A 22,550-nucleotide genomic window follows, 5' to 3' on the forward strand; every position below is an offset into this window, starting at 1 on the left:
GGGTGACTATTTCAATGCACACACTGCGCGGCTGGGCTGCACGACACGCACCCTGGCTAGGATTGGCCGGGCTGTTCGGACTCGCTCAGCCGGCGCTTGCCGGCGACTACGAAGACTCGCCGCAGGTGGCCGAGTTCGTCGCCGAGATGACCCGCGACTACGGCTTCGCCGGCGAGAAGCTCGAGCAGCTGTTCGCCCAGGTGGAGCGCAAGCAGTCGATTATCGACGCCATCTCCCGTCCCGCGGAGAAGGTCAAGCCTTGGAGCGCCTACCGGCCGATCTTCATCACCGAGGCCCGCGTGGCCCGGGGTGTCGAGTTCTGGAAGCAGCACCAGGCGACCTTGGACCGCGCCGAGCAGGAGTACGGCGTGCCGCCCCAGGTGATAGTGGCGATCATCGGCGTGGAAACCTTCTACGGTGGCAATACCGGTGGTTACCGGGTGGCCGATGCGCTGTTCACCCTGGCCTTCGACTACCCGCCCCGGGCGCCCTTCTTCCGCAAGGAGCTGCGCGAATTCCTCATGCTGGCGCGCGAGGAGCAGGTCGACCCGCTCAGTGTCACCGGCTCCTATGCCGGCGCCATGGGCCTGCCGCAGTTCATGCCGAGCAGCTTCCGCGCCTACGCGGTGGACTTCGACGGCGACGGCAAGGTGAATATCTGGAGCAACCCGGTGGACGCCATCGGCAGCGTGGCCAGCTACTTCAAACGCCACGGCTGGCAGCCTGGAGAAACGGTGGCGAGCCGCGCCAGCGTCACGGGCGAGTCGGTCGAGCAAGGCCTGAGTCCGGGGCTCGACCCGGTGCACAATGTCGGCGAACTGCGCCGCTTCGGCTGGTCCAGCGCCGAGACCCTGAGCGACGAACTGCCGGTCACCGCGTTCCGCCTCGACGGCGCCGAAGGGGCCGAGCACTGGCTGGGCCTGCCGAACTTCTTCGTCATCACGCGCTACAACCGCAGCGTCATGTATGCCATGGCGGTCAATCAGCTGGCTGAGTTGCTGGTCGACGCCCAGGGGGAGCAATGATGCGCACACGGCCCATCAAGCTTGCCGCCTGGGGCGCCCTGGCGCTGTTGCTGGCGAGCTGTACGAGCACCCGCGCGCCGCAGCCGGTGGCACCGCTCAAGCCCGGCGCAGCGATTTCCGGGCCCGGCGACTACAACCGCCCGCACAAGGACGGCGCCCCCTGGTGGGACATCGACGTCTCGCGCATCCAGGACGCCGTGCCGATGCCTCACTACGGTCCGGTCAAGGCCAGTCCCTACACGGTATTCGGCAAGCAGTACTACCCGATCAGCGACGCCCGTCGCTACACCGCCGTGGGCACGGCCTCCTGGTACGGCACCAAGTTCCATGGCCAGGCCACCGCCAACGGCGAGGCCTACGACCTGTACGGCATGACCGCGGCGCACAAGACCCTGCCGCTGCCCAGCTACGTGCGGGTCACCAACCTGGATAACCAGCGCAGCGTGATCCTGCGGGTCAACGACCGCGGGCCGTTCTATTCCGACCGCATCATCGACCTGTCCTTCGCGGCGGCGAAGAAGCTCGGCTATGCCGAGAGCGGTACGGCGCGGGTCAAGGTCGAGGGGATCGACCCCCATGAGTGGTGGGCGCAACAGGGCCGACCGGTGCCGCTGGTGCTCGCCGCGCCAAAGCAGGCGGCCGCGCCCAAGGTGATGCCGCAGCCGGTGGCCGAGCCGCTGGAGCAGTATTCGCCACCGCTGCAGCAGCACGCCGCCGCCGTCCTGCCGGTGCAGATCGACGCAAAAAAAAACGCTTCAGTCGGAGCCTCTGGCCTGTATCTCCAGGTGGGAGCCTTCGCCAATCCGGACGCTGCGGAGCTGCTCAAGGCCAAGCTGAGCGATACCGTGGCTGCCCCGGTGTTCATCAGCTCAGTGGTGCGCAACCAGCAGATCCTGCATCGGGTGCGCCTGGGGCCGATCGCCAGCCGGGGCGAGGCTGAGCAGCTGCAGGACAGCGTGCGCCTGGCCAACCTGGGCCAGCCGACGCTGGTCAAGGCGGATTGATACGGCACTAATCGACTGCCAGCCTGACTAAGCACTGAGCCGCAGCCGGTCACCGGCGCCGACGCGGCTCAACCATTTTGCCCTCGCGGGCCTGTTCCACCCCTTAGCAATCTCGAGAGACGGATGAAAACCACCAGCTTTGCGCAACGCATTTTCCTGTCACTTCTGCTGCTCACCGCGCCGGCCGCCTGGGCCGCGCAGATGGTGATTCCGGCGCCGCCGCAGCTGGCCGCCAAGTCCTATGTGCTGATGGATGCCGCCAGCGGCAATGTGCTGATCGAGCACAACGCCGACGAGCGCCTGCCGCCGGCCAGCCTGACCAAACTGATGACCGCCTACCTGGCGACCCTGGACATCAACCGCGGTCAGATCAAGGGCAGCGACCTGGTGCGCATCAGCGAGAAGGCCTGGCGCATGGGCGGTTCGAAGATGTTCATCGAGGTCGGCAACGAGGTCGCGGTCGACGACCTGCTGCGCGGCATCATCATCCAGTCCGGCAACGACGCCAGCGTGGCCATCGCCGAGCACATCGCCGGCAGCGAAGAGGCCTTCGCCGACATGATGAATGCCACCGCCGAGCGCCTGGGCCTGGACAACAGCCAGTTCCGCAACGCCACCGGCTGGCCGGATCCGGAGCACTATTCCTCGGCCAAGGACATGGCCAAGCTGGCGCGTGCGATCATCTACGAGGATCCCCAGCACTACGCGATCTATGCGCAGAAGGAGTTCCTCTGGAACGGCATCAAGCAGCCCAACCGCAACCTGCTGCTGTGGCGCGACAAGACGGTCGACGGCCTGAAGACCGGTCACACCGAAGAGGCCGGCTACTGCCTGGTGTCGTCCGCGGTGCGTGACGGCATGCGCCTGATCTCCGTGGTGTTCGGCACCAACAGCGAACAGGCCCGCGCGGCGGAAACCCAGAAGCTGCTGACCTACGGCTTCCGCTTCTTCGAGACCCGCACCTTCTACCAGAAGGGCGCCGAGCTGGCCCAGGCCCAGGTGTGGAAGGGTACCGCTCGTCAGGTCAAGGCCGGTCTGGCCGGCGACCTGACCCTGACCCTGCCGAAGGGCCAGCTGGACAAGCTGCAGGCCGGCATGACCCTCAACCCGCAGCTGATGGCGCCCATCGAGCAGGGCGCGGTGATCGGCAAGGTCGAGGTCAAGCTGGGTGAGGAGGTGGTGCACAGCGCCGACCTGGTGGCCCTGGAGTCGGTCGACGAGGGTGGCCTCTTCCGCCGCCTGTGGGATAGCATTCGCCTGTTCTTCTACGGACTGTTCAACTGATTTCGCCCATGGACGCCCCGGTACCCGGGGCGTCCTGCTTTGGACGGGCCACAAGCCCGCTGACCCTATGACCGATACTGACGTTCAAGCTCCGAAAATCGAGTTCCCCTGCCCGCGCTACCCGATCAAGGTGATCGGTGAGGCCGGCGAGGGTTTCGCCGACCTGGTGGTGGAGGTGGTCCAGCGCCACGCCCCCGACCTCGACGCCTCCACCATGGTGGTGCGCGACAGCCGCAACGGCCGCTTTCTCTCCGTGCAGCTGCTGATCACCGCGACCAGCGTGGATCAGCTGCAGGCCATTCATGTGGATCTGCGCGCCACCGGCCGCGTGCACATGGTGCTGTAGTGGCGGCAGCCGAACTGGTCGTACGCCATCTTGGCGTCGTGGACTATCTGCCGACCCTGGAGGCGATGCGCCGGCTGACGGCTGAGCGCGACGAGTCGACGCCCGACGAAATCTGGCTGTTGCAGCACCCCCGGGTGTTCACCCAGGGCCAGGCCGGCAAGCCCGAGCATCTGCTGTCGCCGGGCGACATTCCGGTGATTCAGGTGGAGCGCGGCGGGCAGGTCACCTACCACGGGCCGGGCCAGCTGGTGGCCTACCTGATGCTGGATCTGCGCCGTCTGGACCTGGGCGTGCGCGAGCTGGTGACGGCGATGGAGCAGAGCCTGGTGGATGTGCTGGCCAGCTACTCCGTGGTGGCGGCACCCAAGGCCGATGCGCCGGGCGTCTACGTCGAAGGCGCGAAGATCGCCTCCCTCGGCCTGCGCATCCGCAACGGCCGCTCTTTCCATGGCTTGGCGCTGAACGTGGACATGGACATGTCGCCGTTCTGGCGGATCAACCCCTGCGGTTACGCAGGGTTGAAGATGGTGCAGCTGAGGGATCTGCTCGACGCGCCGCCCGCGCTCGACGAGGTAACGCAACGCCTCGAGCAGGCCCTACGCCGACGGCTGGGCTACGCGACCCCCTAGCCGCTGGGGTGGAGGGCGGTTTACCCAGCCACCGTGTCGGACTTCGTGGCGGATGAAAAAGCACCATCCGCCCTGCGACGGCACTAGTTCAGGTTGAGCGCCGGGATGATGCTCGGGTCGGCGTCCTGACCCGGTACCGGGATCGGTGCGGCCAGGGCCAGGCCCAGGTTGTTCTTCTCGAACACCTTGTCGGCGCGATAGCTGGAGCGTACCAGCGGGCCGGCGGCCACTTCCATGAAGCCCTTCTGCAGGCCGATCTCGCGGAACCGATTGAACTCTTCCGGGCTGACCCAGCGCTGCACCTTCAGGTGGTTGCGTGTCGGTTGCAGGTACTGGCCGAGGGTGAGGATGTCGACGTTGATGGCGCGCAGGTCATCCATGGTCTGCAGGATTTCCTCGTCGGTCTCGCCCAGACCCAGCATCAGGCTGGTCTTGGTCAGCACATCCGGGCGGTGGCGCTTGGCGTGGGCCAGTACGCGTAGGGTCTTGTCATAGCCGGCACGTGGGTCGCGCACCTCATGGGTCAGGCGCTTGACCGTCTCGACGTTCTGCGCGAACACCTCGAGGCCGGAATCCACCACGCGCTCGATGGCCTGCAGGTCGCCGTCGAAGTCCGGGGTCAGGGCTTCCACCACCACCTGTGGGGTGTTGTCCTTGATCGCTCGTACGCAGGCGGCGTAGTGGCTGGCGCCGCCGTCATCCAGGTCGTCGCGATCCACCGAGGTCAGCACGATATAGCGCAACGCCATCAGCTCCACCGACTTGGCAGTGTTCTGCGGCTCCTCCAGGTCCAGCCAGCCGTTGGGGTTGCCGGTGTCCACCGCGCAGAAGCGGCAGGCACGGGTACAGACCGAGCCCATCAGCATGATCGTGGCGGTGCCGTTGGACCAGCATTCGCCCATGTTCGGGCAGTGCGATTCCTGGCACACGGTGCTCAGGCGGTGTTCGCCGACATTGCGCTTGACCGCTTCGAAGCGGCTGCCGCCGGGGGCCTTGACCCGCAGCCATTTGGGCTTGGGTTCAAACACCTGGGGCTCGGCCGAGGCACGGCGCTTCTGGCCATCCTTGATCGCGGTAATGCCCTGAACGGTGCGGAATTTGTCGCCGCTGGCAACGGGTTTTGGCGAGGACGTGTCTGACATCGGAAATCTGGACTCCGGTAGAGGCTCCATTGGCGAGAGGCTTGTGGCCGCCGCGCAGTCTATCACACTAGGTATTTTTACAAGCCGGCGGCCGTCTGACGGCTGGTGTGTTGTGCCACGCGCGGCCAGTGCCGAATGGTGAACCGATCCGGCCTGAGGGGTAAACAGCTTCCGTGGGCCGCGTATCATCAACGGCGTCCGGCCGGGATTGCCGTTTACCGAACACTGCCTGCAATCGTCGCGGAGTCATCTGACGGAGCGGCGGCTCGTCTTGCGATGCCGATCCGAGGGGGCGAGGAGGTCGTCTGGCTTGCCGCTGATTGAAAAAAGGCGACCCGCGGGTCGCCGTGTTTCTGCCTTGCGCTCAGCGCTGGCGCAGCTGTTGCAACAGCTCGTAGCTGGGGTAGCCGTCCGCCGGCTGGCCGAGGCGCTGCTGGAGGGCGCGTACGGCCTTGCGCGTGTTGGCACCGATGATGCCGTCCGCCGGTCCCGGCTCCAGGCCGTTGCGGGCCAGCAGCTCCTGCAGCTCGACACGCTCGCTGCGTCCCAGTTGGCGGTCGGAGCGGGGCCAGGCGGCTTGTACGCCGGGCTGACCGTCCAGGGCATCGGAGAGCAGGCCGATGGCCAGGGCGTAGGCGGTGGAGTTGTTGTACTTGAGGATGCTGCGGAAGTTATTGAGCAACAGGAACGCAGGCCCCCGGTGCCCGGCGGGCAGGAGCAGGCTGGCCATGTTGTCTTCGCGGGCATCGACCGGATTGACCGGGGTGACGCCGAGCGCGCGCCATTGCGTGAGGGTGCGGCGTACTTCCGGGTCGGCCAGGGCATAATCGAACGACGGCGGCAGGCTGACCTCGAAGCCCCAGGGCTGGCCATTGTCCCAGCCCGAGTTGTGCAGGTAGTGAGCGGCGGAGGCCAGTGCATCGGCTGTGGAGTGCCAGAGGTCGCGGCGGCCGTCGCCGTCGAAGTCCACTGCGTACTGATTGAAGGTGGTCGGCATGAATTGGGTCTGACCCATGGCCCCGGCCCAGGAACCTACCAGCTGCTGGGTTGGGCTGTCGCCGGCCTGGAGGATCTGCAGGGCCGCCAGCAACTGGCTGCGCCAGAACACCTGGCGACGCCCGTCGTAGGCGAGGGTGGCGAGCGAGCGGATCACGTTGTTGCTGCCGATGTTGCCGCCGAAGTTGCTCTCCAGTCCCCAGATGGCGATCAGCACTTCATGGTCGACGGCGTAGGCGCTGCGGATGGCCTTGAGGGTGGGGCGGTGCTGGACCTTGAGCAGGCGGCCCTGGGCCACGCGGGCGGTGGAAACGGCGCCATCGATGTAGTCCCAGATCGGGCGGCTGAACTCGGGCTGATTGCTGTCGGCGGCTATGACCCTGGGGTCGAGCGTGACGCCGGCGAAGGCCCGGTCGAACAGCTCACCTTCAATACCGGCGGCGATGGCATCGCTGCGCAGCAGGCTGCGCCACTCGTCGAAACTGAGCAGTGGGGCGGCGACCGTCTCTGTCGGGTTGATGGCGGTGGTCATTGCCGCTGCAGTGGTGGGCGCCAGGGGTTGCGCGGGAACTTCGGCGCAGGCGCTGAGCAGGACGAGCAGGCAGGCCGTGGCGGTATGACTCAGGCCGCGAAGGAGCAGGTAGGGCATGGTGGTCTCGGGGCGTTTTGCAGGCGCTTACCTTAGCATGGATGAGCACCGATTCGGGCTGTGGCGGGCCTTTCAGGCGGCCACAAAGAACGAAGCCTCCCAGTTTGGCTGGGAGGCTTCGCGGCGATAACTGCCTTTGCCCTTGCGTGGTCTTTCCTGGCGACAGCGAAACAGCGGCTGGGCGATCAGTGACTTGGCCTTGTTCGGGCCGTGGGTGTTTTGCTTGCTCATGGGCGGACCTCTTCGTTAGCCCGGCGTTGGCGGGCGTGCCGATGATGCAGCCTGGTCCAGGCGAAGTCCAGCCAGCGGCCGGGCGGAGGGGTCAGCGGCCCGGGTCGGCGGGAATGGCCAGGCGCTGGCCGCAGAGCGTCAGGGTCAGCAGGTTCAGCCCGTTCCAGGGATCGCCGGGCGCCTGCCCCTTGATCTGTGCGTCGATGCGCTGGGCATCCTGCAGCAACTGGCCCCAGCGCGCCGCCGAATGGCGTTGCAGCGCCTTGCTCACCAGCGGCCGGCGTTTGTCCCAGACCGGCGGGCGGGCCGCGCTGAAGGCCTTGTCCAGAGGCATGCCCTGGGCGTATTGCTGGGCGATGGTGGCGAGCAGGCGCATTTCGCGGGCCAGGGCCCAGAGAATCACCGGCGGCTCGACCCCCTCGCCGCGCAGGCCCTCGAGCATGCGCAGGGCATGGGCCGATTCGCCGTTGAGTGCCGCGTCGATCAGACCGAACACGTCGTAGCGGGCGCTGTCGGCCACCGCCGCGTGCACGGTGCTGGCGTCAACCTGGGCGCCGTCGGCGAGCAGCTTGAGCTTCTCGATTTCCTGGGCGGCGGCCAGCAGGTTGCCTTCGACCCGCGCGGCGATCATCTCCACCGCTTCCTGGCTGGCGCTGAGTCCGGCCTGGGCCAGGCGCTGGCGGATCCATTGCGGCAGCTGGGCGGCATCGACCGGCCAGATCTGCACGAACTGGGTCTGGGCGCCGTCGATCAGGGCCTTGGCCCACTTGGTCTTCTGCGTGCTGCCATCGAGCTTCGGCAGGCTGACCAGTAGCACGGTGTCCTCGGCCGGCCGCGCCAGGTACTCGAGGAGCGCGGCCGCCCCCTTGTCGCCGGGCTTGCCGTTGGGGATGCGCAATTCCAGCAGGCGTTTCTCGGCGAACAGCGACAGGCTGGCACCGGCCTGGAGCAAGCTGCCCCAGTCGAAATTGCTCTCGGCGTTGAATACCTGGCGCTCGCCGAAGCCCTGCTGGCGGGTCGCGGCGCGAATGGCGTCGCCGGCCTCCTGGCACAGCAGGGCCTCGTCGCCACTGACGACATACACCGCTGCCAGGGGCCCCTGGAGGTGCTTGCTGAGTTGTGCGGGGCTGAGCTTCATCGGCTAGGCGATGCGGGGCCGTCGAAACGGCCCCGCGGGCGGGTCAGGGATAGGTCGGCAGCGACAGGGGCGACTGCTGGGGCTGGGCGGCCTGGCGCTGGCGGGCCGCCTCCAGGGCTTCGGCTTCCGCCTTGGCCTTGGCTTCGGCCTGCTGCTGCAGCTGGTCGAGCTGGGCCGGGCTGATCTGTCCCAGGCGCTGCACCAGCTGCTGCACCAGGTCGCGGCGCATCTCGCTACGCAGTTGCCCGGCTTCCTGGGCGGAGCCGGTCAGGTTGTTGCTGTCCTGTACGTAGAAGGTCTGCGCCTCGAGGCTGTTGCTCAGCAGCAGCAGGTTGCGCGCACCGCGGATTTCGTAGTCGAGGGTGGTGGTCAGTTCGTACTCGGCGCTGCGGGCCGCGCCGGTGTAGCTGGCGGCGCGCTGCTCTTCGCGCTCGTTGCTCAGCACCAGGCGGTAGGGCGCACCGGGATAGACCCGCACGTCGTTGCTCTCCAGCACCTGGCGCACCTGCTTGAGTGTGTCGCCGTAGGCGTTGCGCCCACTGACGTCGAGCTCCTTGAGGGCGAACTGGACGTCGCCGGTGCCGCGCAACTGGAAGCCACACGCGCTCAGGAGCGCGGCCAGGCCGATTACCAACAGGTTCTGTTTCAGCATCTTTGTATCCCCTTGTCGAGCATCCCGGCGCGCCGCCTGGCGGTCACGCCGAGCTTAATCAGTTGGCGACGATATTGACCAGCTTGCCGGGCACCACGATGACCTTGCGAATGCTCAGGCCGTCGGTGAAGCGCAGCACGTTCTCGTTGACCCGCGCCGCCGCCTCGATTTCCTCGCGGCTGGCGCTGGCCGGCATTTCGATCTGGCCGCGCAGCTTGCCGTTGACCTGCACCACCAGGGTCAGGCTGTCCTGCACCAGGGCCGATTCGTCCAGGGCCGGCCAGGGCGCGTCGATGGCCGCCTCGGCATGGCCCAGGTCCAGCCACAGCTGGTGGCTGATGTGCGGGGTGATCGGCGCCAGCAGCAGGACCACGGTTTCCAGGCCTTCCTGGAGCAGGGCGCGATCCTGGGCGCTGGCCTGGGGGGCCTTCTCCAGCACGTTCATCAGGGTCATCACCGCGGCGATGGCGGTGTTGAACTTGTGGTGCTGGCCAATATCCTGGCTGGCCTGCTTGATGGCCAGGTGGATGGCGCGGCGGATTTCCTTCTGGCTGTCGCTCAGGCTGGCCTTGTCCAGTGCCGTCGGCAGGCCCTGGCTGATATGGCCGTGGGCCAGGCGCCAGACGCGGCGCAGGAAGCGGCTGCCGCCCTCGACGCCGGAGTCGGACCATTCCAGGCTCATGTCCGGCGGCGAGGCGAACATCATGAACAGGCGGCAGGTGTCGGCGCCGTAGGCATCGATCATGGCCTGGGGGTCGACGCCGTTGTTCTTCGACTTGGACATCTTCTCGGTGCCGCCGATTTCCACCGGCAGGCCGTCGCTGGCAAGCCGGGCGGCGATGACCTTGCCCTTGGCGTCGCGCTCGATTTCCACATCGGCCGGATTGAACCAGTCCTTGCCGCCGTTCTCCGCCACCCGGTAGTAGGTGTCGGCGACGACCATGCCCTGGGTCAGCAGGTTCTTGAACGGCTCGTTGGAGGACAGCAGGCCTTCGTCGCGCATCAGCTTTTGGAAGAAGCGCGCGTACAGCAGGTGCAGGATGGCGTGTTCGATGCCGCCGATGTACTGGTCGACCGGCAGCCAGTGGTTGGCCGCCTGCGGGTCGACCATGCCGCCGGTGTATTGCGGCGAGGCATAGCGGGCGAAGTACCAGGACGACTCGACGAAGGTGTCCATGGTGTCGGTTTCACGCTTGGCCGGCGCGCCGCACTTCGGGCAGCTGCATTCGTAGAACGCCGGCATGCGCGCCAGCGGGCTGCCGGCGCCGTCCGGCACCACGTCCTCGGGCAACACCACCGGCAGCTGGTCTTCAGGTACCGGCACGTCGCCACAGCTGTCGCAATGGATGATCGGGATCGGGCAGCCCCAGTAGCGCTGGCGGCTGATGCCCCAGTCGCGCAGGCGGAACTGGGTGCGCGCCTGGCCGAGCGACTTCTTGCGCAGGGCCACTTCGATGGCGTCGAAGGCGCCCTCGTAGTCCAGGCCGTCGAATTCGCCGGAGTTGATCAGCTGGCCGTGCTCGGCATAGGCGTCCTGCCAGGGGGCCGGGGTCTCGTCGCCGGCGCTGGTGCGCACCACCGGCTGAATCGGCAGCTCGTACTTGTGGGCGAAGGCGAAGTCGCGCTCGTCGTGGGCCGGCACGGCCATGACCGCGCCGTCGCCGTAGTGGATCAGCACGTAGTTGGCGACCCACACCGGCAGCTTCTCGCCGGTCAGCGGGTGGACGACGAACAGGCCGGTGGGCAGGCCCTTCTTTTCCTGGGTGGCGATGTCCGCTTCGGCCACGCCGCCACGCTTGCACTCGTCGATGAAGGCCTGCAGCTCGGGGTTGTCCTGGGCGGCGATGCTCGCCAGGTGATGCTCGGCGGCCACGGCGACGTAGGTAGCGCCCATGAGGGTGTCCGGGCGGGTGGTGAAGACCTTCAGTGCGCCGCTCTCGCCGATGCTGTCGGCGTCGAAGGGGAAGCTGACTTCCATGCCGCGGGACTTGCCGATCCAGTTGCGCTGCATGGTCTTGACCTGCTCGGGCCAGCCATCCAGTTCGTCCAGGCTGCTCAGCAGTTCATCCGCGTAGGCGGTGATCTTGAAGTAGTACATGGGGATTTCGCGCTTCTCGATCAGCGCGCCGCTGCGCCAGCCGCGGCCGTCGATGACCTGCTCGTTGGCCAGCACGGTCTGGTCCACCGGGTCCCAGTTGACGGTGCCGTTCTTGCGATAGATCACGCCTTTCTCGAACAGGCGGGTGAACAGCCACTGCTCCCAGCGGTAGTAGTCCGGCTTGCAGGTGGTGACTTCGCGCGACCAGTCGATGGCCAGGCCAAGGCTCTTGAGCTGGGTCTTCATGTAGTCGATGTTTTCGTAGGTCCACTTGGCCGGGGCGACCTTGTTCTTCATCGCGGCGTTTTCCGCCGGCATGCCGAAGGCGTCCCAGCCCATGGGCTGCAGCACGTTCTTGCCCTGCATACGCTGGTAGCGGGCGATCACGTCGCCGATGGTGTAGTTGCGCACGTGGCCCATGTGCAGCTTGCCGCTCGGGTAGGGGAACATCGACAGGCAATAGAAGGTGTCCTTGCCCGGCTGTTCACTCACTACAAAGGATTTCTGCGCGTCCCAGTGGGACTGCGCGGCGGCTTCGATTTCGCGTGGCTGATACTGTTCGTGCATGGCTACTGGCGCTAGGGAATGGAGGCTTGCGGGAAACGCCGTAGCATACATGACCCCCCTTGACTGAGGGAAACCTTGATTGCTTGGGCCGGGTACAGCGTCTGCCGTTGGTCGCCAGGCGGCTCCGGCTGGGGGGCGGCCGCTAAGCTTGTTGTAGGGCTGTTCAATAAAGCCCAGCGTGAGGTGAGTGGATGGGCGAGTTGAGGCGAACGCATGGAGGCGGGGGTTTGTACGAGCGGCTATTGCAACGCCTCGCCCTAGCGCTGGATGAGGCCGAGAGCGTAGGGCGGGTCTCCGCCGAGGCCCCGGGCGAACTGGAGTTGCACGGCCTGACCGAGGCTGAACTGGAGTTGATTCGCGCCTATCTGGATCATGACCTGAACTGGCTGCGCGGCTGGCACGCCGCGGCGGCGGAGCTGGCGCAGATCGAGCAGCTGCCGGTGCGTGCGGCCAAGGCCGGACGCCCCCTGGAAAACGCGGTCAGCCGCGCCCTCGACAGGAGTCAGGGCTCCGCCAAGCAGCAGGTCCAGCTTTGCTGCGCCCTCTGCGGCGAGGATGTCGACTGGGGCCCTGGTCAGGGGGTTCAGGCCTGTAGGGCGTGCGGCTCGCAGCTGTTTCGCGCGCGCGACCGCTATCAATAGTCTGTTCTCCGACGACTTGCGCGTTCCCGGATCCGGCTCGGGTCGTTGGTCGTCGAACTGCTGGTAGGCTTGGCGTCCCAGTGGAGGGTGGCCCATGCCGATTCGCTATTTCCTGAAACAACTGCTTATGCCGCCAGGCGTGTTGCTGCTCCTGTTGCTGGCGGGCTGGTGGCTGCGTCGGCGCTGGCCGCGAACCGCGACCGGCTGCTTTGTCCTTGGCTTTGCCGGGCTGTGGTTGATGTCCCTGCCAGTCACCGTGGAGTGGTCGGCGCGTCTGCTGGAGCGTGAGCCCGCGCTGGCCGAGGCGCACTGGCCTGAGTTGGCGCAGCAGGCCGAGGCCATTGTCGTGCTGGGTGGTGGTCGCGAGCGGGATGACCCGGCCTGGGGCGGCGATCAGCCGGCCTCCACGGCGCTGGAGCGCCTGCGCTATGCCGCGCGCCTGGCCAAGGCCTCGGGCCTGCCGGTACTGACCAGCGGCGGGCTGCATTTTGACCAGCCGCCCAGCGAAGCCGCGCTGATGGCGCAGGTGATGGCACGGGATCACGGCGTGGTCGTGCGCTGGCAGGAGGGCGGGAGTCGCACCACCTGGGAGAATGCCACCCATAGCGCCGACCTGTTGCGCCAGGCGGGCATCACCCGGGTGGTGCTGGTCACCCAGGCCTGGCACATGCCCAGGGCGCGCTGGTGTTTCGAGCAGCAGGGGCTGCAGGTGCGAGCGGCGCCGGTGGGCTTTCTCGGGGTGGCCGGCGACCGCCCCGGTGGCGGCTGGCTGCCCGAGGGCAAGGCGCTGTGGCAGAGCACGCAGCTGCTCAACGAGGCGATCGGGTTGCTCGCCTACCCCATGTTCTACGGCCAGGCCGCCAGCGAGTGACGGCCTAGACCGTCCTGGCCATGCGGCTGGCCAGCAGCGCCCAGCCCAGCAGCAGGGCGCAGAGGATCACCAGGGGCCAGGCGCGCCACTGCAGGTAGGGCGTCAACTGCTGCATCGGCTGCACTTCGCCATAGAGCACGCCGCGCTCGAACTGTGGCAGTTGGGCGCTGATCCGGCCGAAGGGGTCGATCAGCACGGTCATGCCGTTGTTGGTCGCGCGGATCATCCAGCGGCCCGCCTCGAGGGCGCGCATCTGCGCCATCTGCAGGTGCTGCAGGGGGCCGATCGAGCTGCCGAACCAGGCATCGTTGCTCACCGTCAGCAGCAGCTCGCTGCGGGCGGCCAGGCTGGCCGCGAACTCCGGATAGACCACCTCGTAGCAGATATAGGTGGCGATGCTGTGGCCCTTGGCCTGCAGCAGCGGTTGTTCGGCCGAGCCGCGGGCAAAGTCGGACATCGGCAAGTCGAAGAAGGCGATCAGCCCGCGCAGCAGTTCCTGCAGGGGCACGTATTCGCCGAAGGGCACCAGCTTCTGCTTCAGGTAATCGCCGCTGCCGTCGCCGACCACGCTGACCGCGTTGTAGTAGCGCGGCTCGCCGCGCGCGTTGGCCTGGCGGATCGGCACGCCGGTGATCAGCGCGGCGCCCCGCTCGCGGGCGAAGCGATCCATCACGCCGAGATAGCCAACCGCCTGCTCCTTGAGCACGGGTACGGCGGTTTCCGGCCAGACGATAAGGTCGGTGGGGCGGGCAGTGAAACTCAGGTCACGGTAAAGCGCCAGTTGGGCGTTGAGCTGGGCCGGATCCCATTTCAGGTTCTGCGGCACGTTGCCCTGCATGGCGGCGACCTTGAGCGGCTCGCCGGTTGCCCTGGTCCAGGCGCGGTCCTTGAGTGCGGCGCCGGCGATCCAGGGGCCGACCAGCAGCACCAGGCCGGCGACCAGCAAGGGCGCGCGGCCACGCAGCCGGATCAGGTTGACCAGCAGCGCGGCGGACAGCGCCAGGACGAAGGACACCAGCCAGACACCGCCCAGCGGGGCGAGGCCGGCCAGCGGTGCGTCGAGTTGGCTGTAGCCGGCATAGAGCCAGGGGAAGCCGGTGAGGAACCAGCCGCGAAAGGCTTCCTGGGCCAGCCACAGGGCGGCGAAGGCCAGGGCGTCGGCCAGGGGCGCCTCGACGCGGCGCAGCCAGCGCGCCCACAACCAGGCGGCGAGGGCGAAGAACAGGCCCAGGCCGGCGACGAAGCCCAGGGTTAGCAGTGCGGCCAGGGGCGGCGAGGCGGCGCCGTAGTCGTGGATGCTGACGTAGACCCAGCTGGTGCCGGCGGCGAACAGGCCGAAGCCGTAGCACCAGCCGCGCCAGGCGGCCTGGCGCGAGTGCAGGTCGCGCAGGCCGAGGTAGAACAGGGCGATGGACAGGATCGCCAGGGGCCACAGGTCGAAGGGGGCGAGGGCCAGAGGCGTGATGGCGCCGGCGGCCAGGGCGATCAGGTTGCCCGGCCAGCCGGGGCGAGTTATCCAGTGCATCGCGTGCAGGTCCTTGGATTGGGGTCGGGCAAGGGTAGAGCGGAACGCGGGAGGGGGGAAGCAGGGCGGGCGATGCCGCTCCTGTCGGCCGGTGGTGGGGCGGCGACAGGAGCGTAGCCTGAGCCTCAGCGCATCAACGGCGTCAAACGCAGCAGGTGGATGCGCCGGCTGTCGGCATTGAGCACGCGGAAGCGGAATTCGCCGATCTCGGTCACCTCGTTGCGCTTGGGCAGGTGGCCGAAGGCGCTCATCACCAGGCCGCCGACGGTGTCGAACTCGTCATCGGAGAACTGCGTCTCGAAGGCTTCGTTGAAGTTGTCGATCGGGGTCAGTGCCTTGACCAGGAAGTCGCCGCTGGGCAGCGGTTTGACGTAGCTGTCTTCCTCGACATCGTGCTCGTCCTCGATGTCGCCGACGATCTGCTCGAGCACGTCCTCGATGGTCACCAGGCCGGCGACACCGCCGTATTCGTCGATCACCACCGCCATGTGGTTGTGATTGGCGCGGAATTCGCGCAGCAGCACGTTGAGGCGCTTGGACTCGGGGACGAAGGTCGCCGGGCGCAGCAGGTCCTTGATGTTGAAGTTGGACTGCTCGTCCTGCAGCACCAGGGGCAGCAGGTCCTTGGCCAGCAAAATGCCGATCACGTCGTCGAGGCTTTCGCCGATCACCGGGTAGCGCGAGTGAGCCGCGTCGATGATCGACGGCAAAAACTCCTTGGGCGTCTGGCTGGCCTTGATGCTGATCATCTGCGAGCGGGGGACCATGATGTCGCGAACCTGCAGGTCCGCCACCTGGATGGCGCCTTCGACGATGGCCAGGGCCTCGCTGTCGAGCAGCTTGTTCTGGTGTGCGTCGCGCAGCACTTCCAGCAGTTCCTGACGGTTTTTCGGCTCATGAGCAAAAGCCTGGGTCAGCTTGTTCAGCCAGGACTTCTGCTCGTTGCTCGATCGATCTTCGCTCATTTGGGGTACTCGGGATCCTTGCTCGTGGGCAATCAGTCGTCGCCGGCGTAGGGGTCGGGGTGACCCAGCTCGGCGAGCAGTGTACGTTCCAGCGCTTCCATTTCCTCGGCTTCGGCTTCGTCGATGTGGTCGTAGCCGAGCAGGTGCAGGCAGCCGTGAATCACCAGGTGGGCCCAGTGCGCCTCCAGGGTCTTGTCCTGTTCGCCGGCCTCGCGTTCGACCACCGGCGCGCAGATCACCAGATCGCCGAGCAGCGGGATGTCGAGCATCTCGTCGGGCACGTCGGCGGGGAAGGACAGCACATTGGTCGCGTAGTCCTTGTGCCGGTAGCTGTGGTTCAGCTCGCGGCCCTCGGCCTCGTCGACCAGGCGGATGGTCAGCTCGGAGTCGGCGCTGCGCTGGCGCAGGGCCAGTTCGCACCAGCGGCGAAACTGCGCCTCGCTGGGCAGCGCGGTGGCCTGGCTGGCGATCTGCAGATCCAGTTCAACCATCGCTGTTGTCCTGATCGTCGTCGAGCTTGCCGTGCAGGCGGTTGTCGTGCCGTTCGTAGGCCTCGACGATGCGCTGCACCAGGGGGTGGCGCACCACGTCCTTGGGCTTGAAATGGGTGAAGCTGATGCCCGGCACCTCGTGCAGCACGTCGATCACGTGGGTCAGGCCGGAGCGGGTGCCGCGCGGCAGGTCGACCTGGGTGATGTCGCCGGTGATCACCGCGGTGGAGCCGAAGCCGATGCGGGTGAGGAACATCTTCATCTGTTCCAGGGTGGTGTTCTGGCTTTCGTCGAGAATGATGAAGCTGTTGTTCAGGGTGCGCCCGCGCATGTAGGCCAGGGGGGCGATCTCGATCACCTGGCGTTCGATCAGCTTGGCCACCTGCTCGAAGCCGAGCATCTCGTACAGCGCGTCGTACAGCGGGCGCAGGTAGGGGTCGATCTTCTGCGCCAGGTCGCCGGGGAGGAAGCCGAGCTTCTCGCCGGCCTCCACCGCCGGACGCACCAGGAGAATGCGCCGCACCTGCTCGCGCTCCAGGGCGTCCACCGCACAGGCCACGGCCAGGTAGGTCTTGCCGGTACCGGCCGGGCCGATGCCGAAGTTGATGTCGTTGTCGAGGATCGCCTTGACGTAGCGCTGCTGGTTGGCGCCGCGCGGGCGAATGCTGCCCTTGCGCGTGCGCAGGGTCACCCCGACTTCGCTCTTGTCGGCCACCGTTTCCATGGCCGATTCCTGCAGGAACAGGTGCACCAGGTCCGGCGACAGCTCGGTGCTCTTGGTCTCGCGATACAGGCGGCGCAGCAGCTGTTCGGCGGCGGCGGTCTGTTCCGGCGGGCCGATCAGCTCGAACTGGTTGCCACGGTTGCGGATTTCGATCGCCAGGCGCTGCTCGATCAGGCGCAGGTGTTCGTCGAACTGCCCGCAGAGGTTGGCGAAGCGGCGAGCCTCGAAGGGCTCGAGGATGAAGCGATGGGGTTCTATGGGTGCGTTCAAGGTCGTAGATGGCCGCCAGTCGGCAGGGGTTGTGAGGCGAAGAATAGCGCTAGGCGTCGAAGGGGGGAAGCTCGCTCGACTGCGGCTTTAGCCGCATGCAGGCTGGACGGCTGTCCACCCTGCATGCGCCGGTTAGCGCGCGACCTGCGCCGCCAACAGGCTGCCGCGCAGCGAGTGGGGCAGGGCGTCGTCGATATGCACGTCGACGAACTGGCCGATCAGGCGCGGATTGTCGCAGCGGAAGTTGACGATGCGGTTGTTCTCGGTGCGGCCCTGGAGCATGCCCGGGTCCTTCTTCGAGTAGTCGCTGACCAGGATGCGCTGCACGCTGCCGACCATGCGCCGGCTGTTCTCGAAGCCCTGCTGGTTGATGCGGTTCTGCAGGATCTGCAGGCGCTGCTTCTTCAGCTCGTCCGGAGTCTCGTCGACCAGGTCGGCCGCCGGCGTGCCCGGGCGGGCGCTGTAGACGAAGGAGTAGGAGAAGTCGAAGCCGACGTCCTCGACCAGCTTCATGGTCTGTTCGAAGTCTTTCTCGGTCTCGCCGGGGAAGCCGATGATGAAGTCCGAGCTGATCAGGATGTCCGGTACCGCGGCCTTCAGCTTGCGGATGCGCGACTTGTACTCCAGCGCGGTGTGGTTGCGCTTCATCGCCGCGAGGATGCGGTCGGAGCCCGACTGCACGGGCAGGTGCAGGTATTTGACCAGCTCGGGGATCTGCGCGTGGGCTTCGATCAGGGCGTCGGAAAACTCCAGCGGGTGGCTGGTGGTGTAGCGAATGCGATCGATGCCGTCGATGGCTGCCACCGCGTAGAGCAGTTCGGCGAAATCGGCGATCTGGCCGCCCGGGGTCTCGCCGCGGTAGCCGTTGACGTTCTGGCCGAGCAGGGTCACTTCACGCACGCCGTTCTCGGCCAGGTGGAGGATCTCCGCGAGCACGTCTGCCAGCGGGCGACTGACCTCTTCGCCGCGGGTGTAGGGCACCACGCAGAAGGTGCAGTACTTGCTGCAGCCTTCCATCACCGATACGAAGGCGCTGGGGCCGTCGACCCGGGGCTCGGGCAGGCGGTCGAACTTCTCGATCTCGGGGAAGGAGATGTCCACCTGGGGCTTCTTGGTGCTGCGCGCCGCGTCGATCATTTCCGGCAGGCGGTGCAGGGTCTGCGGGCCGAATACCACGTCGACGTAGGGTGCGCGGTCGCGAATCGCCGCGCCTTCCTGGCTGGCCACGCAGCCGCCCACGCCGATCACCAGGTCGGGCTTCTCCAGCTTCAGTTCGCGCCAGCGGCCGAGCTGGGAAAACACCTTGTCCTGGGCCTTCTCGCGGATCGAGCAGGTGTTGAGCAGGATGACGTCGGCGTCTTCCGCGCGCTCGGTGACTTCCAGGGCTTGATGTTCGCCCAGCAGGTCGACCATGCGCGAGCTGTCGTACTCGTTCATCTGGCAACCGTGGGTTTCGATATAAAGCTTCTTGGTCATGCGGGCTCAACGGGCTGTTCGAAGGACCGCGCATTATAGTGCTCGGACGCCCGGCTTCCTAGCATTGCCTGCCGGGTGGCTGTGCTATGATTTGCGCCCTTCATTTTTCATCAGTCTAAACTGCCATCCATGAGCAAGCGCGAGCCTATCTACAAGATCATTTTCCTCAACCAGGGTCAGGTCTACGAGATGTATGCCAAGCAGATCTTCCAGAGTGATCTGTGGGGCTTTCTCGAGGTCGAGGAGTTCGTCTTCGGCGAGCGCACGCAGGTCGTAGTCGACCCCAGCGAGGAAAAGCTCAAGGCGCAGTTCGATGGCGTGGTGCGCAGCTTTGTGCCGATGCACGCGATCATCCGCATCGACGAGGTGGAGCGCCTGGGCACGCCGAAGATCAGCGAGGCCAAGGGTGGCGGCAATATCATGCCGTTCCCCATGCCGATGCCCGACAAGTAAGGCGCGCGGCTGAATCGTGTTCCCAGGGTATTTCTCGTTTTTTGCATCCGCCGCGGTAGGTGGTGCCTAGCGCCGCGCGGTGCAATGCCCTTGGCGGCGGTTCAGTCTAAGGCAGGGGGGCGAACGGCGACGGGCTCTCGGCGGTCTGCAGTTCCATCAGGTAATTGCGGAATATCTGCCCCAGCACCTGGCTGGCGATTTCCAGTTCTTCGCTCTGCATCTGCTCGGATACCAGGTCGGCGCTGTCCATGGCGTCGTCCGAGCCGTTAACCGCCGCCATTTTCAGCACGATGTAGGCCTGCACGTTGTTCGCCGGCACCCCTTCACCGCGGAAGAACATCATCCCCAGGCGGTATTGCGCTTCGGCGTGGCCCTGCAATGAGGCCTGCTCGAACCAGTTCAGGGCTTGGGCAAGGTCGCGTGGCGAGCGCTGGCCGTCGTAATAGAACTCACCCAGTTCGAACTCGGCCTGGGCGTCGCCGTTGCGCGCCGCCTGCTGGCAGGCGGCCAGGGCATCCGGCAGGTCCGCCGGGGCGGTGTTCAGCGAGCAGCTCCCGGTTGCGGGAATCAGGAGCGAGTTGCCGCCGGCGCAGGCCAGCAGCGGCAAAAGAAGCAACAGGCAGCCCAGGGTCAGGGTGCGGCCGGTGCAGTTCATGGAAATCCGTGTACCTCAGGGTGCGGGGCGGGCCGTGTGCCCGGCCAACGAAACGCGTCGGCGATCACATTATGAAATAAGCCATGGGGTTCTTACAAAGTCTTTACCGGCTTTTCTGTGCGCGCAGGGCTGCCGGGCAGGGTCAGGAGCAGCCAGGCCAGCAAGCCATAGGCCGGAACTTGCAGCAGGTGCTGCAGGTCGACCGGGCCCAGGGGGCCAAGTGCACTGGCGCTGCCGGCGAGCTGCTCGGCCAGCAGGAGCAGGCCGCTCGCGCCCAGCGCGGCCAGTAGCGGTTGGCGTCGCGGCCATTGCACGGCGCCGACGTAGAGCAGCAGCAGCAGGGTCGCCAGGCTGAGCAGCAGGCGATAATCGTCGAGCAGGTGCAGCTGGCGGAACAGCTCGAAGAAGGCGCACAGCCCCAGCAGCAGCCGCCCCCAGTTGGGCCGGCTCCAGACCCAGCCGCGGGCGAGGGTCAGGGCGGCGGCGCCGAGCAGCGGCAGGGCCAGGTAGTCGCTGGCTTGGCTCAGCCACAGCTGGGCGGCCTGCCAGTCGGGGCCGAGGCCCTGGCCTGGCGCCGTGGTGGCGGCAGCCGCCGCCGGCAGCAGGAAGCCCAGCAACGCGCAGAACAGCGCGGGCTGATCGCCTTCGCCGTAGCCTGTGCGGGCCCGGCCGACCGCGACGGCGCACGCCAGGCAGGTCAGGGCCAGCAGCGCGGCGGAAAAGACGGCACCTTGCTGCATCAGGCGTCTTTCAGGCGGGCGAAGGCGCGCTCGGCGGCATCCAGGGTGATCTGCAGTTCGGCCTCGCCGTGGGCGATGGAGGTGAAGCCGGCCTCGAACGCGCTCGGCGCCAGATAGACCCCGCCCTCCAGCATCAGGTGGAAGAAGCGCTTGAAGCGCGCGGTGTCGCTGGCCATCACGTCGTCGAAGGTGACGATGGCGTCGGCGCCGCTGAAGTACAGGCCGAACATGCCGCCGGCCTGGGTGGTGACGAAGGGGATGCCGGCGGCATCGGCGCGGTCCTGCAAGCCCTGCAGCATGCGACTGGTGTAGTCGCTCAGCTCGGTGTGAAAGCCGGGGCGGCTGATCAGCTTCAGGGTGGTCAGGCCGGCGGCCATGGCCAGCGGGTTGCCCGACAGGGTGCCGGCCTGGTAGACCGGGCCCAGGGGGGCGATGCAGTCCATGATCGCGCGCTTGCCGCCGAAGCAGCCGACCGGCATGCCTCCACCGATGATCTTGCCGAAGGTGGACAGGTCCGGGGTCACGCCGTAGTGCGCCTGGGCGCCACCGAGGGCGACGCGGAAGCCGGTCATCACCTCGTCGAAGATCAGCACCACGCCATGTTTGTCGCACTGCTCGCGCAGGCCCTCGAGGAAGCCGGGCGCCGGCGGCACGCAGTTCATGTTGCCGGCCACCGGCTCGACGATGATGCACGCCACCTCCTGGCCAACCTCGCCGAGCATCCGCTCGACAGCCTTGAGGTCATTGAACGGCAGGGTCAGGGTGTGCTTGGCGAAGGCCGCCGGTACCCCGGCCGAGCTCGGCACACCCTGGGTCAGGGCGCCGGAGCCGGCCTTGACCAGCAGGCTGTCGGAGTGGCCGTGGTAGCAGCCTTCGAACTTGATGATGCTGTCGCGCCCGGTGAAACCGCGGGCCAGGCGGATGGCGCTCATGGTCGCTTCGGTGCCGGAACTGACCATGCGCACCATTTCCATGGACGGCACCAGGCTGCACACCAGTTCGGCCATCTCGGTTTCCATCGCGGTCGGCGCGCCGAACGACAGGCCGTGTTCCAATTGCCGGCGCACCGCATCGAGCACATCAGGATGGCTGTGGCCGAGGATCATCGGCCCCCAGGAACCGACGTAGTCGACATAGCGCTTGTCGTCCTCGTCGGTAACATAGGCGCCGGCGGCGTGCTTGAAGAACAGTGGGGTGCCGCCGACGCTCTTGAAGGCGCGTACCGGCGAGTTGACCCCGCCCGGGATGTGCTTCTGCGCGTTGGTGAACAAGATTTCGGAACGGGACATGGCAGACCTCATTAGTAATCGTCTCGGGCGAGCCGGCTCGCCCGGAAAAATAATCAGTGGTGGGCGAACAGGGTGCTGAAGGCACGGGCGCGGCGCTCGACCTCGGCGGCCGAGTCGGCGGCGAACAGGGCGTGAATCACCGCAATCATGCTGGCGCCGTGTTCGATCAGCCGGGGCGCGCTGTCCAGGGTCACGCCGCCGATGGCGACCACCGGCAGCTGCAGGTGTTGCCTGGCCTGGTCCAGCAGTTCGACCGTGGCCGTCGGCGTGCCCGGCTTGGTATGGGACTCGAAGAAGCGGCCGAAGGCGACGTAGCTGGCGCCTTCCTTGGCGGCCTGCTCGGCCAGCTCGAAGCGGGCGTGGCAGGTGCCGCCGATGACTGCCCCGCCGCCGAGCAGGGCGCGGGCGGCCGCCAGGGAGCCGTCGCCCTGGCCGAGGTGTACGCCGACGCCGAGGCGCGCGGCCAGTTCGGCGTCGTCGTTGATGATCAGCGTCGCGCCGTAGCGCTGGCACAGCTCAAGCAGGGATTCGGCTTCGCGCTGGTGGCGACCGTCGTCGGTCGACTTGTCACGATACTGCAGCAGCCGGGCGCCGCCGTTCAGGGCGGCTTCGACATAGGGCAGCAGCTTGCCGCCGGCCAGCAACTGGCTGTCGGTGATGGCGTAGAGGCCACTCAGGGTCATGGCGGA

Annotated in this window: 23 protein-coding genes; 8 read left to right on the forward strand and 15 right to left on the reverse strand. The window is 66.9% G+C overall.

The features are described from left to right. Nucleotides 1–14: 14 nt before the first annotated feature. The 5 genes from mltB (at nucleotide 15) to lipB (ending at nucleotide 4,288) form a co-directional block, all read left to right on the forward strand. A complete protein-coding gene (mltB, locus tag KDW96_RS15530) occupies nucleotides 15–1,025 on the forward strand; it encodes a lytic murein transglycosylase B (protein ID WP_255837129.1) in 1,011 nt (336 codons plus the stop codon). Then, a complete protein-coding gene (locus KDW96_RS15535) occupies nucleotides 1,022–2,029 on the forward strand; it encodes a septal ring lytic transglycosylase RlpA family protein (protein ID WP_255837130.1) in 1,008 nt (335 codons plus the stop codon). Before mltB ends, KDW96_RS15535 begins: the two co-directional genes overlap by 4 nt. A 123-nt stretch (nucleotides 2,030–2,152) precedes the next feature. Beyond that, a complete protein-coding gene (locus KDW96_RS15540) occupies nucleotides 2,153–3,313 on the forward strand; it encodes a D-alanyl-D-alanine carboxypeptidase family protein (RefSeq protein ID WP_255837131.1) in 1,161 nt (386 codons plus the stop codon). Nucleotides 3,314–3,380: 67 nt separating this feature from the next. Beyond that, on the forward strand, nucleotides 3,381–3,659 hold the full coding sequence (locus tag KDW96_RS15545; RefSeq protein WP_255837132.1) for a DUF493 domain-containing protein: 279 nt from the start codon (nucleotides 3,381–3,383) through the stop codon (nucleotides 3,657–3,659). Between the two features lie 65 nt (nucleotides 3,660–3,724). Continuing rightward, on the forward strand, nucleotides 3,725–4,288 hold the full coding sequence (lipB, locus tag KDW96_RS15550) for a lipoyl(octanoyl) transferase LipB (RefSeq protein WP_255840540.1): 564 nt from the start codon (nucleotides 3,725–3,727) through the stop codon (nucleotides 4,286–4,288). Between the two features lie 83 nt (nucleotides 4,289–4,371). On the opposite strand, the gene lipA is transcribed toward lipB, so the two are convergent. The 6 genes from lipA to leuS form a co-directional block, all read right to left on the reverse strand. Then, nucleotides 4,372–5,430 (reverse strand): lipoyl synthase, encoded by a 1,059-nt coding sequence (gene lipA, locus KDW96_RS15555; RefSeq protein ID WP_255837133.1) that lies wholly within the window; start codon nucleotides 5,428–5,430, stop codon nucleotides 4,372–4,374. Nucleotides 5,431–5,794: 364 nt separating this feature from the next. Next, nucleotides 5,795–7,075: a lytic murein transglycosylase gene (locus KDW96_RS15560; RefSeq protein ID WP_255837134.1), complete on the reverse strand. Its 1,281-nt coding sequence runs from the start codon at nucleotides 7,073–7,075 to the stop codon at nucleotides 5,795–5,797. A 72-nt stretch (nucleotides 7,076–7,147) separates the two neighbouring features. Beyond that, nucleotides 7,148–7,306 carry an alternative ribosome rescue factor ArfA gene (gene arfA, locus KDW96_RS15565; protein WP_255837135.1) on the reverse strand — a complete coding sequence of 53 codons (159 nt, stop codon included), beginning with the start codon at nucleotides 7,304–7,306 and terminating at the stop codon, nucleotides 7,148–7,150. 91 nt (nucleotides 7,307–7,397) lie between these two features. After that, nucleotides 7,398–8,444, reverse strand: coding sequence for a DNA polymerase III subunit delta (holA, locus tag KDW96_RS15570; protein WP_255837136.1), 1,047 nt, complete (start codon nucleotides 8,442–8,444; stop codon nucleotides 7,398–7,400). Nucleotides 8,445–8,487: 43 nt separating this feature from the next. Next, nucleotides 8,488–9,096 carry an LPS-assembly lipoprotein LptE gene (locus KDW96_RS15575; RefSeq protein ID WP_255837137.1) on the reverse strand — a complete coding sequence of 203 codons (609 nt, stop codon included), beginning with the start codon at nucleotides 9,094–9,096 and terminating at the stop codon, nucleotides 8,488–8,490. Nucleotides 9,097–9,154: 58 nt separating this feature from the next. Then, on the reverse strand, nucleotides 9,155–11,761 hold the full coding sequence (gene leuS, locus KDW96_RS15580) for a leucine--tRNA ligase (RefSeq protein ID WP_255837138.1): 2,607 nt from the start codon (nucleotides 11,759–11,761) through the stop codon (nucleotides 9,155–9,157). A gap of 191 nt (nucleotides 11,762–11,952) precedes the next feature. On the opposite strand from leuS, the gene KDW96_RS15585 reads away from it, so the two are divergent. After that, complete coding sequence (locus KDW96_RS15585; RefSeq protein WP_255837139.1) at nucleotides 11,953–12,402, forward strand: hypothetical protein; 450 nt, start codon at nucleotides 11,953–11,955, stop codon at nucleotides 12,400–12,402. Between the two features lie 94 nt (nucleotides 12,403–12,496). Next, nucleotides 12,497–13,273: a YdcF family protein gene (locus KDW96_RS15590; protein ID WP_255837140.1), complete on the forward strand. Its 777-nt coding sequence runs from the start codon at nucleotides 12,497–12,499 to the stop codon at nucleotides 13,271–13,273. A gap of 4 nt (nucleotides 13,274–13,277) precedes the next feature. On the opposite strand, the gene lnt is transcribed toward KDW96_RS15590, so the two are convergent. From lnt to miaB, 5 genes are all read right to left on the reverse strand, one after another. Further along, complete coding sequence (gene lnt / locus KDW96_RS15595; RefSeq protein ID WP_255837141.1) at nucleotides 13,278–14,798, reverse strand: apolipoprotein N-acyltransferase; 1,521 nt, start codon at nucleotides 14,796–14,798, stop codon at nucleotides 13,278–13,280. A 125-nt stretch (nucleotides 14,799–14,923) separates the two neighbouring features. Then, nucleotides 14,924–15,763 (reverse strand): CorC family transporter, encoded by an 840-nt coding sequence (locus tag KDW96_RS15600; protein WP_255837142.1) that lies wholly within the window; start codon nucleotides 15,761–15,763, stop codon nucleotides 14,924–14,926. Between the two features lie 32 nt (nucleotides 15,764–15,795). Continuing rightward, complete coding sequence (gene ybeY, locus KDW96_RS15605; RefSeq protein ID WP_255837143.1) at nucleotides 15,796–16,254, reverse strand: rRNA maturation RNase YbeY; 459 nt, start codon at nucleotides 16,252–16,254, stop codon at nucleotides 15,796–15,798. Further along, nucleotides 16,247–17,248, reverse strand: coding sequence for a PhoH family protein (locus tag KDW96_RS15610; protein ID WP_255837144.1), 1,002 nt, complete (start codon nucleotides 17,246–17,248; stop codon nucleotides 16,247–16,249). Before KDW96_RS15610 ends, ybeY begins: the two co-directional genes overlap by 8 nt. 132 nt (nucleotides 17,249–17,380) lie before the next feature. Continuing rightward, a complete protein-coding gene (gene miaB, locus KDW96_RS15615; RefSeq protein WP_255837145.1) occupies nucleotides 17,381–18,724 on the reverse strand; it encodes a tRNA (N6-isopentenyl adenosine(37)-C2)-methylthiotransferase MiaB in 1,344 nt (447 codons plus the stop codon). Nucleotides 18,725–18,853: 129 nt separating this feature from the next. Here miaB and KDW96_RS15620 point away from each other — a divergent pair, with 129 nt between their 5' ends. Next, nucleotides 18,854–19,177 (forward strand): DUF1820 family protein, encoded by a 324-nt coding sequence (locus KDW96_RS15620; protein WP_213641408.1) that lies wholly within the window; start codon nucleotides 18,854–18,856, stop codon nucleotides 19,175–19,177. 106 nt (nucleotides 19,178–19,283) lie between these two features. Here the strand turns inward: KDW96_RS15620 and KDW96_RS15625 are convergent, their stop codons facing one another. The 4 genes from KDW96_RS15625 to thiE form a co-directional block, all read right to left on the reverse strand. After that, on the reverse strand, nucleotides 19,284–19,832 hold the full coding sequence (locus KDW96_RS15625; protein WP_255837146.1) for a tetratricopeptide repeat protein: 549 nt from the start codon (nucleotides 19,830–19,832) through the stop codon (nucleotides 19,284–19,286). Between the two features lie 92 nt (nucleotides 19,833–19,924). Then, nucleotides 19,925–20,572 (reverse strand): hypothetical protein, encoded by a 648-nt coding sequence (locus KDW96_RS15630; protein WP_255837147.1) that lies wholly within the window; start codon nucleotides 20,570–20,572, stop codon nucleotides 19,925–19,927. Then, nucleotides 20,572–21,861, reverse strand: coding sequence for a glutamate-1-semialdehyde 2,1-aminomutase (hemL, locus tag KDW96_RS15635; RefSeq protein ID WP_255837148.1), 1,290 nt, complete (start codon nucleotides 21,859–21,861; stop codon nucleotides 20,572–20,574). The genes KDW96_RS15630 and hemL overlap by 1 nt, the downstream gene beginning before the upstream one ends. 53 nt (nucleotides 21,862–21,914) lie before the next feature. Next, entirely contained in the window at nucleotides 21,915–22,544 is a 630-nt protein-coding gene (gene thiE / locus KDW96_RS15640; protein WP_255837149.1) for a thiamine phosphate synthase, read from the reverse strand. Nucleotides 22,545–22,550: the final 6 nt, after the last annotated feature.

Origin of the sequence: Pseudomonas benzenivorans (assembly GCF_024397895.1) — a bacterium.
Lineage (GTDB): Bacteria > Pseudomonadota > Gammaproteobacteria > Pseudomonadales > Pseudomonadaceae > Aquipseudomonas > Aquipseudomonas benzenivorans_A.

Bases quoted from the DNA above. Each gene is read 5' to 3' on its own strand.
- mltB (WP_255837129.1), top strand. From the start codon at position 15: ATGCACACACTGCGCGGCTGGGCTGCACGACACGCACCCTGGCTAGGA.
- KDW96_RS15535 (WP_255837130.1), top strand. From the start codon at position 1,022: ATGATGCGCACACGGCCCATCAAGCTTGCCGCCTGGGGCGCCCTGGCG.
- KDW96_RS15540 (WP_255837131.1), top strand. From the start codon at position 2,153: ATGAAAACCACCAGCTTTGCGCAACGCATTTTCCTGTCACTTCTGCTG.
- KDW96_RS15545 (WP_255837132.1), top strand. From the start codon at position 3,381: ATGACCGATACTGACGTTCAAGCTCCGAAAATCGAGTTCCCCTGCCCG.
- lipB (WP_255840540.1), top strand. From the start codon at position 3,725: ATGCGCCGGCTGACGGCTGAGCGCGACGAGTCGACGCCCGACGAAATC.
- lipA (WP_255837133.1), bottom strand. From the start codon at position 5,430: ATGTCAGACACGTCCTCGCCAAAACCCGTTGCCAGCGGCGACAAATTC.
- KDW96_RS15560 (WP_255837134.1), bottom strand. From the start codon at position 7,075: ATGCCCTACCTGCTCCTTCGCGGCCTGAGTCATACCGCCACGGCCTGC.
- arfA (WP_255837135.1), bottom strand. From the start codon at position 7,306: ATGAGCAAGCAAAACACCCACGGCCCGAACAAGGCCAAGTCACTGATC.
- holA (WP_255837136.1), bottom strand. From the start codon at position 8,444: ATGAAGCTCAGCCCCGCACAACTCAGCAAGCACCTCCAGGGGCCCCTG.
- KDW96_RS15575 (WP_255837137.1), bottom strand. From the start codon at position 9,096: ATGCTGAAACAGAACCTGTTGGTAATCGGCCTGGCCGCGCTCCTGAGC.
- leuS (WP_255837138.1), bottom strand. From the start codon at position 11,761: ATGCACGAACAGTATCAGCCACGCGAAATCGAAGCCGCCGCGCAGTCC.
- KDW96_RS15585 (WP_255837139.1), top strand. From the start codon at position 11,953: ATGGGCGAGTTGAGGCGAACGCATGGAGGCGGGGGTTTGTACGAGCGG.
- KDW96_RS15590 (WP_255837140.1), top strand. From the start codon at position 12,497: ATGCCGATTCGCTATTTCCTGAAACAACTGCTTATGCCGCCAGGCGTG.
- lnt (WP_255837141.1), bottom strand. From the start codon at position 14,798: ATGCACTGGATAACTCGCCCCGGCTGGCCGGGCAACCTGATCGCCCTG.
- KDW96_RS15600 (WP_255837142.1), bottom strand. From the start codon at position 15,763: ATGAGCGAAGATCGATCGAGCAACGAGCAGAAGTCCTGGCTGAACAAG.
- ybeY (WP_255837143.1), bottom strand. From the start codon at position 16,254: ATGGTTGAACTGGATCTGCAGATCGCCAGCCAGGCCACCGCGCTGCCC.
- miaB (WP_255837145.1), bottom strand. From the start codon at position 18,724: ATGACCAAGAAGCTTTATATCGAAACCCACGGTTGCCAGATGAACGAG.
- KDW96_RS15620 (WP_213641408.1), top strand. From the start codon at position 18,854: ATGAGCAAGCGCGAGCCTATCTACAAGATCATTTTCCTCAACCAGGGT.
- KDW96_RS15625 (WP_255837146.1), bottom strand. From the start codon at position 19,832: ATGAACTGCACCGGCCGCACCCTGACCCTGGGCTGCCTGTTGCTTCTT.
- KDW96_RS15630 (WP_255837147.1), bottom strand. From the start codon at position 20,572: ATGCAGCAAGGTGCCGTCTTTTCCGCCGCGCTGCTGGCCCTGACCTGC.
- hemL (WP_255837148.1), bottom strand. From the start codon at position 21,861: ATGTCCCGTTCCGAAATCTTGTTCACCAACGCGCAGAAGCACATCCCG.
- thiE (WP_255837149.1), bottom strand. From the start codon at position 22,544: ATGACCCTGAGTGGCCTCTACGCCATCACCGACAGCCAGTTGCTGGCC.